Source organism: Paenarthrobacter sp. TA1.8, assembly GCF_048595705.1.
Taxonomy (GTDB): Bacteria; Actinomycetota; Actinomycetes; order Actinomycetales; family Micrococcaceae; genus Arthrobacter; species Arthrobacter nitroguajacolicus.
Genome location: NZ_CP184287.1, coordinates 1,355,830 through 1,367,854, shown reverse-complemented (window position 1 = coordinate 1,367,854; position 12,025 = coordinate 1,355,830). Strand labels below are relative to the sequence as shown.

Genomic DNA, 12,025 nt, shown 5'->3' with positions numbered 1-12,025 from the left:
CAGCGTAGTCAGGGCAAAAACGCGCCGCCAGTACCGGGACTCGGTACTGGCGGCGCGTCCAGGAATTGATTTACTTCTTGGGGCTCGCTGCCGATTCGACAACCAGCTTGCCGGAGACGATGTCAGCCTTTAGGGCATCGAGCTCGGACTTGGTTTCAGCGGTGACAGCGGAGTCGAGATCGTGGAACGGAGCGAGGGCAACGCCATCGTTCTCCAACGTTCCGACGTAGGCTTCGTTGTTGAACTTGCCTTCCGTGTCGTCCTTCACCACGGCTTCAACAGCTTCGCCCATCTGCTTGACCACGGAGGTCAGCATCAGGTCCTTGTACTCGGGAGCGGTGAGGTAGCCATCGGAGTCAACCCAGATGAGCTTGACGTCCTTGCCGGCAGCCTTGGCTTCCTTCAAAGCAGCACCTGCACCCTTACCAACCGGTCCGGCTACGGGCATGATGATGTCCGCGCCCTGGTCCAGCAGGTTGATGGTGACCTGCTTGCCGGTGTCCTGCTTCTCAAAGTCGCCCGTGAACGAACCGTCCTGGGTGTTCTTGTCCCAGCCAACAACCTGTACTGACTTGCCTTTGGCCTTGTTGTAGGCCTGTACGCCGTCGTAGAAGCCGTCCATGAAGATGGTAACCGTGGGGATCTTGATGCCGCCGAAGGTACCCACCTTGTTGGTCTTGGTGGTAGCTGCAGCCGCGTAGCCTGCAAGGTATGCAGCCTGGGCCGTGTCATAGACGATCGGCTTGACGTTGGCGATCGGAGTTTCGTACGTGTAGTCGACGATCGCGAAGTGCTTGTCGGTGTTCTTCTCTGCGGCGGCCTTAGTGGCATCGCCCAAAAGGAAGCCAACCGTGACAGTGAGGTTACAGCCTGCGGAGATCATGCCGTTGAGGTTGGTTTCAAAGTCGCTGTTGGCTTTGGATTCGGCCGACTTTACCGTGATGCCCAAATCAGACTCTGCCTTCTTGAGTCCCTCGAACGAGGACTGGTTGAAGGACTGGTCGTCGAATCCGCCGGAGTCCGACACGATGCAGCCAGTAAAGTCACTCTTGGTCGCCCCGCCGGATCCGGCGTCGGGAGCCTGGCCGCAGCTGGTCAGCAGGAGCGCTGCTGCACCGAGGGTGGCAACACCGGCCATTGAACCGCGCTTCAGGGTGGCACGCAGTGGTTTCTTCAATTTTCCTCCAGGAAGAAAGTGATTGGCGCTACGACGGATGGTCAATGAGTGTCCGTTTCCTATACCTGAGGCAGAAATTCTGTTTTCACTGATGCTCGCAGCTGCGCCGAAGCGCATTGATGAAACCAACACTAGTGGCCTGCAACACACCCAGCTACCACAAATGATCACTCCAGGTCAGATTGTTGACCTTTTGTTACCAAGCAGTAGCCGGGTGCGCAAGTCACACGCGTTTCACGCGTGAACTAGAGGCGAACCAGCATCTTTCCGGTGTTCGCACCGTCCAACAGGTCCATGAATGCCTGCGGTGCATTCTCCAGTCCGTCCACGATTGTTTCGTCGTAGCTGACGGACCCATCGGCCAGCCAGCCGGCCATCTTCTGCGCGAACTCGGGGGCGTGCTGTCGCTGCCCGCCCACCAGGAATCCGCGCAGGGTGAGCTGCTTGCCGATGGCCACAGCCAGGTTCCGCGGCGCCACCGGGGGCTCCGTGGAGTTGTACTGGGCAATCGCACCGCACATTGCTACACGGCCGCCAACCGTGAGCGTGGCAAGTGCTGCTTCGAGGTGCTCGCCACCGACGTTATCGAAGTAGACGTCAATGCCGCGCTCCCCCGCTGCTTCCTTCAGTTGGTCCAGAACGGGAGCATCGTTGTAGTTGAACGCAGCATCGAAGCCGAGCTCCAGCAAGCGGGCAACCTTCTCCGGCGATCCGGCGCTGCCGATGACCCTGGAAGCACCCATGGCCTTGGCGATCTGGCCAACCATCGAGCCGACCGCACCTGCCGCCCCGGACACGAAGACCACGTCGCCCTCTTTGAACTCAGCGACCTTCAGCAACCCGGCATAGGCGGTCAGGCCTGTCATGCCAAGCGCGCCAAGGAACGCCGAAGTGGGGGCCAACCCCGACGGAACCGGCGTAGTCGCGGCGGCGTCCACCACCACGTGCTCGCGCCAGCCAAGTTGATGCACGACGACGTCACCCACCTTGTGCGCGTCCGAACGGGACGCGATGACCTCACCTACCGCGCCGCCGTCGAGCGCTGCATCCAGGCGGAACGGCGCCGAGTACGACTTGACGTCATTCATGCGGCCGCGCATGTAGGGATCCACGGACATGAACTGGTTCTTCACCAGGAGCTGGCCCTCCGCGAGCTCGGGTAGCGTCGCTGTTGCCAGCCGGAAGTTCTCCGGAGCAGGGCGGCCGACCGGGCGGGAGGCAAGCTGAATTTCGCGGGTTTCGGTTGCCAAGGCGCTCATGCTGCGAACTCCACGAGCTTGAGGTCTACGGCCATATTGCCGCGCGTTGCGTTGGAGTAGGGGCAGATCTGGTGCGCCTTGGCCATCAACTGCTCCGCAGTACCGCGGTCCAGGGCAGGCAGCGCGATTTCCAGTTCGGCGGCCAGTCCATATCCTTCGCTGTCCGTCAGCGCACCGAAGTGGACTTTGGCGGCAACGGCCGAGTCGCTGAGGTCAACGCGTTCCTTGCGACCCACGAGTCGCAAAGCCGAGTGGAAGCACGCGGCGTAGCCGGCTGCGAACAGCTGCTCAGGGTTGGTTCCTTCGCCGTTGCCCCCGAGTTCCACGGGGCTGGCGAGGGCGACGTCCAGCTTGCCGTCGTTGGTGCGGGCGTTGCCGTCGCGGCCTTCGCCGGATGCCAGTGCCTCGGCGGTGTAAAGAGTCTTCATGGTGTTTCCGTTCTCTTTGGGAATGGATGTCCCGGGATTTTCCGGAGGTTTGTCAGAGTGAGCTGTTCAGCGCTGCCGTGAGCTTGCCGAGCGTTGCGTGTAGCTGCTCGATTTCATCGGGCGATAGGCCGGCGGCGTCTGCGAGACGCTTGGGCACAGCCTGGGCCTGGGCACTTAAGGCGGTGCCTGCCTCGGTGAGGACCACGTCCACCCGGCGCTCATCTTCGGCCGAGCGGTGGCGTTCCACCAGCCCCATGGCCTCCAGCCGTTTGAGCAGGGGCGATAGGGTGCCGGAGTCGAGGCCCAGTTCAGCACCGAGTTCGCGGACGCTGCGCGGTTCCTGCTCCCAGAGGACCAGCATCACCAGGTACTGCGGGTAGGTCAGGCCAAGGTCCTCCAGCACAGGACGGTAGACCGCCGTCGCCGCTTTGGATGCCGAGTACAGCGCAAAGCAGACCTGGTGGCGGAGGCGGGGTGCATCACTCATGACTAAAACGATAGTGCACAATTCAATTGTGCACAACCTACCCCGGCCGCCCGCACCCGACTGAGTCGCATTTAAGCGCGTTCTGACAGCTCAAAACGCGCTTAAATGCGACTCAGTTGGGTTTACTGTTCGAGGTCGCGGATGGTGCGGAGGGCAGCGGCCGTCAGCACGCGGATGGCGTAGCCGAGTGCGCGCTCGTCAACGATGAAGTCGCCACGGTGGAGGTCGTACTCTTCGCCACCGGGGGTGTGCGTGCCCAGGCGCATCATGGCCCCTGGCAAGTCGGCCAGGAACCAGGCGAAGTCCTCGCCACCCATGGACTGCGGAGTGAGGACCACAGCGTTTTCGCCGAGTTCCGCGCGGGCAGAGGCTTCGATGAGGGCCGTTTCATGCTCGGAGTTCACCACGGGCGGCACGCCGCGGGTGTGTTCAAGATGGACGTCCACGCCGTAGGGCGCGGCGACCTGCCTGACGACGTCGTCCAACAACTCCCCCGCGCTATGCCAGGCATCGCGGTCCAGGCAACGCATGGTTCCGGCCATGTAGCCGGAGCCCGGGATGGCATTCGGTGCGGAGCCGGCCGAAATTTGCCCCCACACCACCGATACGCCACTGCGGACATCCACTCGACGAGAAAGGACAGCCGGGACGTTGACCGCTATTTGCGCCAACGCGAAGACGAGGTCCTCGGTGAGGTGCGGCCGCGACGTGTGTCCGCCGCGTCCGGAGAGCTCAATCTTGATGGTGTCCGAGGCGGAGGTAATGGCACCGATGCGGGTACCGATCTGGCCCACGTTGATCCGGGGATCGCAGTGCAGCGCCAGGATACGCGGCACGCCTTCAAGCACTCCCTGCTCAATGCAGGACAGTGCGCCGCCCGGCATGGTTTCCTCGGCAGGCTGGAAGATAATCCGGACCGTGCCCCCCAGCGGATTGTTCTTGTGCATCCGTTGCAGCGTGAGGGCGATGCCGAGCATGGCAGTGGTGTGGACGTCGTGGCCGCAAGCGTGGGTGACACCATGGTTCTTCGACGCGAACGGCAGGCCGGTTTCCTCAATGATCGGCAGTGCGTCGATATCCCCGCGAAGGGCCGTGGCAATGGGGCCCTCGCCCACGTCCACCGTCAGTCCGGTCTCCTCCAGGCGCCGCGGCTTCAGCCCGGCTGCTTCAAGGCGCTCCACCAGCTTGTCGGTGGTGCGGAACTCCTTGAAGGAAAGCTCGGGGTGCGCATGGAGGTCACGCCGGAAGTCGATGAGTCCGGGAAGCAGTTCATCAACCCAAGGACTCACAACGGGAGCGGGCTCGGTTTCAGTCGTGTAATTGCGCACGTCACAACTCTAGCCATGCGCGGCACCCGAAGAACGAAAGCCACCTCTTGGTTACGCTGCGTTCAGACGCAGGACAACCAAAGAGGTGGCTCACGGTATAAGCAATTGCTTTACAGCACGTCCGTGTCTCCACTGGCTTTAAGGGCGTCAACAGTGCCCTTGACCAGTTGGGCGTGTTCCTTGGTGGTGACCAGAAGTGCGTCCGGCGTGTCCACAATGACCACGTCCTTGATACCGATCAACGCGATGACGCGCTTGGTATCGGACACCACCACGCCGCTGGCGTTCTCCGCGAAGACGCGTGCGCCCTCGCCAAGCACCGTTACTTCGTCGACGTCGCCTGCGTTGTTGAGGCGCCCGATCGCGGCGAAGTCGCCGACGTCGTCCCAACGGAAAGTGCCAGGCACGACGGCGACGTCTCCAGCTTCCGCTGCGGGCTCAGCCACGGCGTAATCGATGGCGATTTTCGGCAACGTGGGCCACACGCGCGACGTCACTTCCGAGCGCTGCGGCGTGTCCCAAGCGTCGGCGATTTCCTGAAGGCCCTTGAACAGCTCCGGCTGGTTGGCCTCAAGGTGCTTGAGCATAAGAGCCACCGGAGCAACGAACATGCCGGCATTCCAGACGTAATCCCCGGCTTCGACGTACTTGTTGGCTACTTCCTGGCTGGGCTTCTCGACGAACTCCGCGACAGCAAGCGCATTCGGGGCGCCCTCAACATTCAGTGCCGCACCGGAGCGGATGTACCCGAATCCAGTGGAGGGATGGGTCGGCTTGATGCCGATGGTGACGATCTTGCCGGTGGCCGCAGTAAAGATCGCCTCGCGCACGGTCTCCTGGAAGAGATCGTCCGGGCTGATGACCTGGTCCGCGGCAAAGGACCCCATGATGGTGTCCGGATCGCGTCGGTAAAGGATGGCTGCGGCGAGCCCGATGGCGGCACCGGAGTCCTTGGGCTCACTTTCCAACACCAACTCGTCATCCCCAACTTCGGGGAGCTGGCGGCACACGGCGGCGCGGTGCGCTTCGCCGGTAACAACAAGGACCCGTTCACCAGCCAAAGGTTCCAGGCGGTCATAGGTAGCCCTCAACAACGTGCTGCCGGAACCGGTCAGGTCGTGGAGGAACTTGGGCGCAGCGGCACGCGAGAGTGGCCATAGCCGGGTCCCCACACCGCCCGCCGGAATAACCGCATGGAAGCGGTTCAATGGCGATTCCGGGTATTTCGCGTCTTCTGTACTCACCGCAACACTTTATCCTGTGCCGGGCGGCAAGCCCCCGCAGCAGGACACACGTGTGGCGTTCGTCTCAGGCAGTGCCGAAAATCGCCTGAATATCGGCAGGAAACATGGAATTAACAAGCAGAGAAGCCCGTCCTAAATTGAATATGCTGTTAGCGAAGCCTAGATTTAGGCGTGAGCTACGAGTGCTCTCGCAGCAGGCGTTCCCCCCGCGTGGATCCCATGCCAGCGCCGCTGTGTTGCAGGAAGGTTTAATCAGTGCCGACAAAACCAGCTGGCACCTTGTACCGCGGCCGTGAAGGCATGTGGTCCTGGGTTGGACACCGCATTACAGGTGTAGTGATCTTTTTCTTCTTGTTGGTCCATGTGCTGGACACCTCATTGGTGCGCGTGTCCCCTGAGGCCTACACCGCCGTCATTGGCGCATACAAGAACCCCCTCATGGCCCTGGGTGAAACGGGCCTGGTCGCCGCGATCATTTTCCACGCCTTCAACGGCCTGCGCGTGATCGCCATCGACTTCTGGAAGAAGGGCGCGAAGTACCAGCGCCAGTTGCTGTGGGTCGTGCTTGCGCTGTGGCTTGTCACGTTCGCAGGCTTCGCCATCCGCCACCTTTCCCTCGCGCTGGGAGGCCACTAAGCCATGACAACCATCGAATCCCCACGCAGCGGAAAAATCGGCTCCGGGAAGATCGCTCCGAAGTACAACCGCACCGGCTCCAGCCGTGGCAACTTCGAAATGATCGCCTGGCTCTTCATGCGTCTCTCCGGCATCGTCCTGGTGGTGCTGATCTTCGGCCACCTGTTCGTAAACCTGCTGGTGGGCGAGGGCATCCATGCAATCGACTTCGGCTTCGTTGCCGGCAAGTGGGCCGATCCCTTCTGGCACTTCTGGGACCTTGCCATGCTGTGGCTTGCCATGCTGCACGGCACCAACGGCGTCCGCACCATCATCAACGACTACGCCGAGAAGGATTCCACGCGCTTCTGGCTCAAGATGGTCCTCTACGCGGCCACCCTGGTCATCATCATCCTCGGCACGCTGGTGATCTTCACCTTCAACCCGTGCCCCGTCGTCGACGGCGTTCAGTTGCCTGGCGGTTTCTGCCCGGCCCCGTAGCGGCGCCTTCCGGCCGCTCCCTGGAGTAAGCCGGTTCGCCTGACGTAGCGGAGCAGCCTCCGCCGACCATCTGAATTTTTGAAAGAGAGAGCATCTGGTATGCAGGTCCATAAGTACGACGTCGTCATTGTCGGTGCAGGTGGCGCCGGCATGCGCGCCGCGATCGAATCCGGTCAGCGAGCACGCACCGCGGTACTGACCAAGCTCTACCCCACCCGCTCGCACACAGGTGCAGCCCAGGGTGGAATGTGCGCAGCACTGGCCAACGTCGAAGAAGACAACTGGGAATGGCACACCTTTGACACCATCAAGGGTGGCGACTACCTGGTTGACCAGGACGCAGCCGAGGTCATGGCGAAGGAAGCCATCGACGCCGTGCTGGACCTGGAAAAGATGGGTCTGCCGTTCAACCGCACGCCCGAGGGCCGGATTGACCAGCGCCGCTTCGGTGGCCACACCCGTGACCACGGCAAGGCACCCGTCCGCCGTGCTTGCTATGCAGCGGACCGTACGGGTCACATGATCCTGCAGACGCTGTACCAAAACTGCGTCAAGCACAACGTTGAGTTCTACAACGAGTACTACGTCCTTGACCTGCTGATCGTCGAAGAAGACGCAGTACGCGAAGACGGAACCCCGTACAAGCAGAAGCGTGTTGCCGGTGTGGTTTCCTACGACCTCGCCTCCGGTGAACTGCACGTCTTCCAGGCCAAGTCCGTGGTGTTCGCCTCCGGCGGCGCCGGCAAGGTCTTCAAGACCACGTCCAACGCACACACCCTCACCGGTGATGGCATGGGCATCGCGTTCCGCCGCGGCATCCCCCTGGAAGATATGGAGTTCTTCCAGTTCCACCCGACCGGCCTCGCCGGCCTGGGCATCCTCCTTACCGAGGGTGCGCGTGGTGAAGGTGCCATCCTGCGTAACTCGGAGGGTGAGCGCTTCATGGAGCGTTACGCCCCCACCATCAAGGACCTCGCACCCCGTGACATCGTGGCACGCGCAATGGCCAACGAAGTACGCGAAGGCCGTGGCTGTGGTCCGAACAAGGACTACGTCCTCCTGGACCTGACCCACCTTGAGCCTGCGCACATTGAGGCCAAGCTTCCGGACATCACCGAGTTCGCCCGCACCTACCTTGGTGTGGAACCGTTCACCGATCCCGTTCCCGTGTTCCCCACGGCGCACTACGCCATGGGCGGCATCCCCACCAACATCACCACCGAAGTGCTGCAGGACAACGACACAATCGTGCCGGGCCTCTACGCAGCCGGTGAGGTTGCCTGCGTCTCCGTCCACGGCTCCAACCGTCTTGGCACCAACTCGCTGCTGGACATCAACGTCTTCGGTAAGCGCGCGGGCATCGCAGCTGCGGAGTACTCCAAGACAGCTGACTACGTGGAGCTTCCCGAGGACCCCGAGGCAATGACCCGCGGCATCCTGGACGGCCTGCTCACCGGCAACGGCACCGAGCGTGTGGCACAGATCCGCAAGGAACTGCAGGACACCATGGACGCCAACATGCAGGTGTTCCGCACCAAGGAATCACTGGAGCAGGTCCTCCGCGACATCGCTTCCTTCGAAGAGCGGTACAAGCACGTTACCGTTCAGGACAAGGGCAAGCGCTTCAACCTGGATCTCCTCGAAGCAGTGGAACTGGGCTTCCTGCTGGACATGGCCAAGGTCATGACCGTCGGTGCACTGCACCGTGAAGAGTCGCGCGGTGGCCACTACCGCGAGGACTTCCCGGACCGCAATGACGAGAAGTTCATGAAGCACTCCATGGCTTACCTGGACACTTCCGTCACCGTCGACTCCTCGGCGGAATCTGTTGCGGGCATCCGTCTTGAGACGAAGCCCGTCATCTTCACCCGTTACGAGCCGATGGAGCGTAAGTACTAATGACGACCGAAATGGCAGAGCCCGCTTCCAAGATCGAGCTCCCGGCAAGCGTTGCAGGCGACGGTGAAATCCCCACCTTCCACATCACGCTGCGTGTCCGCCGCTACGATCCCGAAATCTCGGACGAAGCACGCTGGGATGACTACAAACTGACCATGTACGGCACGGACCGCGTGTTGGATGCCCTCCACAAGGTCAAGTGGGAGATTGACGGCAGCGTTTCCTTCCGCCGCTCCTGCGCCCACGGCGTGTGTGGTTCGGATGCCATGCGCATCAACGGCCGCAACCGCCTCGCCTGCAAGACGCTGCTGAAGGACCTGGACACCACCAAGCCCATCACCGTCGAGCCGATCAAGGGCCTCCCCGTGGAGAAGGACCTGATTGTGGACATGGAACCCTTCTTCCAGTCCTTCCGCGAAGTCATGCCGTTCCTGATCAACAAGGGCCACGAGCCCACCAAGGAACGCCTGCAGTCCGTCGAGGACCGTGAGCGCTTTGACGACACCACCAAGTGCATCCTGTGCGCCGCCTGCACCTCGTCCTGCCCGGTCTTCTGGACCGATGGCCAGTACTTCGGCCCGGCTGCGATCGTCAACGCCCACCGCTTCATCTTCGATTCCCGTGATGACGCCGGCGACATGCGCCTTGAGATCCTGAACGACAAAGAAGGCGTGTGGCGTTGCCGCACCACCTTCAACTGCTCGGAAGCATGCCCCCGTGGCATCCAGGTGACCCAGGCAATTGCCGAGGTCAAGCAGGCCATCCTGGCCCGCAAGATCTAGTTTCGCCGGTCCCCCAAGGAACCAAACGACGACGGCGCCGCTCACCACTGATGGTGGGTGGCGCCGTCGTCGTTAATCCGCATCCGTAACCGGGTTACACCGCAACCGTCACCGCAACGCAAGGAGATCAGCGTGTCACGCTCTGAGAAGATCAGCTTCACGGGAAGTACCGGCGACACCCTGGCCGGCGTCGTAGACGTGCCTGAGGGCCCCGTCCGGGGCTGGGGCATGTACTCGCACGGCCTGACTCTCGGCAAGGACAGCCCCGCCGCATCCCGGATCTGCAAAGGACTCGCGGAGCAAGGTGTGGGGATGCTGCGCTTCGACAACCTGGGCTTGGGCAGTTCCGCAGGTGAATGGTCTGCGGGGTCTTTCAGCGTCAAGGTAGCCGATACCATCCTGGCTGCGGACTTCATGCGGGAGCAAGGCCGGGGAATCTCGCTCTTGGTGGGCCACTCGTTTGGAGGTGCAGCGGTGCTGGCCGCAGCCCGCGACATTCCCGGCCTCAACGCCGTCGTGACGGTTGGCGCACCCTACGAGCCCAAACATGTTGAGCACATGTTCGACACCGAGATCGAGTCCATCCTCCGCGATGGCAGCGCGGTGGTGGACCTTGGCGGACGGCCCATGGAGGTTCGCCGCCACTTTGTGGAGGACGTGGAACGCGCCGATCTGCGCGACTGCATCCGCACCCTCCACAAGCCGCTCATGGTGATGCACTCCCCCACCGACAACACCGTGGGAATCGACAACGCCAGCGAGATCTTCCGGACTGCCCGACACCCCCGGAGTTTCATCTCCTTGGAGGGCAGCGAGCATCTCCTCACCGGGAAGGGCCAGGCGGCACGGGTTGCGCGGATCATCAGCGCCTGGGCGGACCCTTACCTTGAGGTCCGCGACGCTGGCTGATGACCCTGCCGGCCCAACTGGGTAGCAGATAATGCCGTTATGAGCTGTCATAACGGCATTATCTGCGACCTAGATGGGTACTTACTTGCCGATGGCCGCCTTGCTTTCGCTGAGCCACTGCTCGGCAGCTTTCTCCGGGGTCAGCCTCTTGAACAGGACCTCGGTGTTGATGCGGGCCGTGATCTCGGAGACGGCGGTTGAACCGGTGGGGCCGATGAACGTTGGGGCGAAGTCCATCTTGCCGATCTGGTCGATGTAAGCGGCTTCCACCTTTCCTTGGGGTGTCAGCAGGTCTTGGATGGCCGTGCGCATGCCGGAGTTGCTGGGCACGCCACGGTCACTCTGGATAATCTTTGCGGCGGCCTCATTGTTCACCAGGAAGCTGACCAACTTGGCGGCCGCATCCGTGTGCTTGCTGCGGGCGGAGATGGTGTAGAACTGCGAAGACTGGAGCCAGATGCCGGGCGTGGGAGTCTCACCGGGCAGCTTCAGCAGCTTCAATTCGGCCCCTGATGCTTTGCTGAGCGCGGTCAAGGAGTTGGTCCAGGTCAGCATCATGCCGGCCTGCCCCATACCCATGAGTGTCTGCTCGGTGCTGACGTTGAGCTTCTCTACGGTTTCGGAGGCGCTGGGTGCCGCACCTGACTCGCTGAGTTTGACGGAGAAATCGAAGTAGTCCTGTACGGTTTCCTTGCCAAGTCCCAACTGGCCATCCTGCGTGTACAGGGATTCTCCCCGTTGACGCGCAAAGGCATCCAATGAGTCATGCGTGAGGACAGTGGCTGTCCCGTAGGTTCCCTTGGGGCTCTTGGCAGTGATGTCCTCGGCTGTCTTGGCGAAGTCATCCCAGGACCACTTGCTGTCATCCGGAAGGGCTACCCCGGCAGCTTGGAAGACGGCGGGGTTCACTACGATGGCCAATGCGTTGGCACCCGTGGAGACACCGTACTGTTTGCTTTGCACCTGCCCGTTTTCCAAGGCCCCCTGGTCCATTTTGGAGAGGTCGAGGGATCCTTCAACTTTGGAGAGGTCCAGCAGTGCGCCACGGTTGGCGTACTCAGCCGGGTAGGCACCACCCATGGTGATGACATCAGGGGCGTCGTTTGCAGCGACTTGGGTAGCCAGCTTGTCGAAGTAGCCTCCGATGTCTCCGTACTCCGGCTTCACCTTGATGTTGGGGTTAGCGGCCTCGAACTCCTTGATGGCCTTGTTGGTCAATTCGGCACGGGTGGCATTGCCCCACCACGAAAACCGGATCTCTACAAGGCCGTCTTCGGCTTGGTTGGACATCGGGCTGGAACAGCCTGTGGTAAGCCCAAGCAGGCCTACTGCCGTGAAGAATGCTATGGATTTGCGGATACTTCGGAGAGATTTACGCGCCATTGGGTAAGCTTCT

Annotated in this window: 12 protein-coding genes; 5 read left to right on the top strand and 7 right to left on the bottom strand. The window is 61.8% G+C overall.

Going from position 1 to position 12,025, the window contains the following annotated elements; genetic code table 11:
- Positions 1-70: 70 nt before the first annotated feature.
- The 6 genes from ACNAOT_RS06550 to ACNAOT_RS06525 form a co-directional block, all read right to left on the bottom strand.
- Entirely contained in the window at positions 71-1,177 is a 1,107-nt protein-coding gene (locus ACNAOT_RS06550; RefSeq protein ID WP_414698783.1) for a BMP family lipoprotein, read from the bottom strand.
- Positions 1,178-1,422: 245 nt separating this feature from the next.
- Positions 1,423-2,436 carry an NADP-dependent oxidoreductase gene (locus ACNAOT_RS06545; protein ID WP_420180474.1) on the bottom strand — a complete coding sequence of 338 codons (1,014 nt, stop codon included), beginning with the start codon at positions 2,434-2,436 and terminating at the stop codon, positions 1,423-1,425.
- Positions 2,433-2,864, bottom strand: a complete 432-nt coding sequence (locus ACNAOT_RS06540; RefSeq protein ID WP_091466059.1) for an organic hydroperoxide resistance protein — start codon at positions 2,862-2,864, stop codon at positions 2,433-2,435. The genes ACNAOT_RS06545 and ACNAOT_RS06540 overlap by 4 nt, the downstream gene beginning before the upstream one ends.
- A 52-nt stretch (positions 2,865-2,916) precedes the next feature.
- Complete coding sequence (locus ACNAOT_RS06535; protein WP_420180473.1) at positions 2,917-3,351, bottom strand: MarR family winged helix-turn-helix transcriptional regulator; 435 nt, start codon at positions 3,349-3,351, stop codon at positions 2,917-2,919.
- Between the two features lie 122 nt (positions 3,352-3,473).
- Positions 3,474-4,679: an amidohydrolase gene (locus ACNAOT_RS06530; protein WP_091466055.1), complete on the bottom strand. Its 1,206-nt coding sequence runs from the start codon at positions 4,677-4,679 to the stop codon at positions 3,474-3,476.
- Positions 4,680-4,789: 110 nt separating this feature from the next.
- Positions 4,790-5,923 carry a mannose-1-phosphate guanylyltransferase gene (locus ACNAOT_RS06525; protein ID WP_091466053.1) on the bottom strand — a complete coding sequence of 378 codons (1,134 nt, stop codon included), beginning with the start codon at positions 5,921-5,923 and terminating at the stop codon, positions 4,790-4,792.
- A 300-nt stretch (positions 5,924-6,223) separates the two neighbouring features.
- On the opposite strand from ACNAOT_RS06525, the gene sdhC reads away from it, so the two are divergent.
- The 5 genes from sdhC (at position 6,224) to ACNAOT_RS06500 (ending at position 10,629) form a co-directional block, all read left to right on the top strand.
- Positions 6,224-6,559 carry a succinate dehydrogenase, cytochrome b556 subunit gene (gene sdhC / locus ACNAOT_RS06520; protein ID WP_014921082.1) on the top strand — a complete coding sequence of 112 codons (336 nt, stop codon included), beginning with the start codon at positions 6,224-6,226 and terminating at the stop codon, positions 6,557-6,559.
- A 3-nt stretch (positions 6,560-6,562) separates the two neighbouring features.
- Positions 6,563-7,039, top strand: a complete 477-nt coding sequence (locus tag ACNAOT_RS06515; RefSeq protein WP_420180472.1) for a succinate dehydrogenase hydrophobic membrane anchor subunit — start codon at positions 6,563-6,565, stop codon at positions 7,037-7,039.
- Between the two features lie 99 nt (positions 7,040-7,138).
- Entirely contained in the window at positions 7,139-8,938 is a 1,800-nt protein-coding gene (gene sdhA / locus ACNAOT_RS06510; protein ID WP_089594136.1) for a succinate dehydrogenase flavoprotein subunit, read from the top strand.
- Positions 8,938-9,720 carry a succinate dehydrogenase iron-sulfur subunit gene (locus ACNAOT_RS06505; RefSeq protein WP_011773975.1) on the top strand — a complete coding sequence of 261 codons (783 nt, stop codon included), beginning with the start codon at positions 8,938-8,940 and terminating at the stop codon, positions 9,718-9,720. Before sdhA ends, ACNAOT_RS06505 begins: the two co-directional genes overlap by 1 nt.
- 132 nt (positions 9,721-9,852) lie before the next feature.
- Positions 9,853-10,629, top strand: coding sequence for an alpha/beta hydrolase family protein (locus ACNAOT_RS06500; protein WP_420180470.1), 777 nt, complete (start codon positions 9,853-9,855; stop codon positions 10,627-10,629).
- Positions 10,630-10,710: 81 nt separating this feature from the next.
- On the opposite strand, the gene ACNAOT_RS06495 is transcribed toward ACNAOT_RS06500, so the two are convergent.
- Entirely contained in the window at positions 10,711-12,012 is a 1,302-nt protein-coding gene (locus ACNAOT_RS06495) for an ABC transporter substrate-binding protein (protein ID WP_420180469.1), read from the bottom strand.
- Positions 12,013-12,025: the final 13 nt, after the last annotated feature.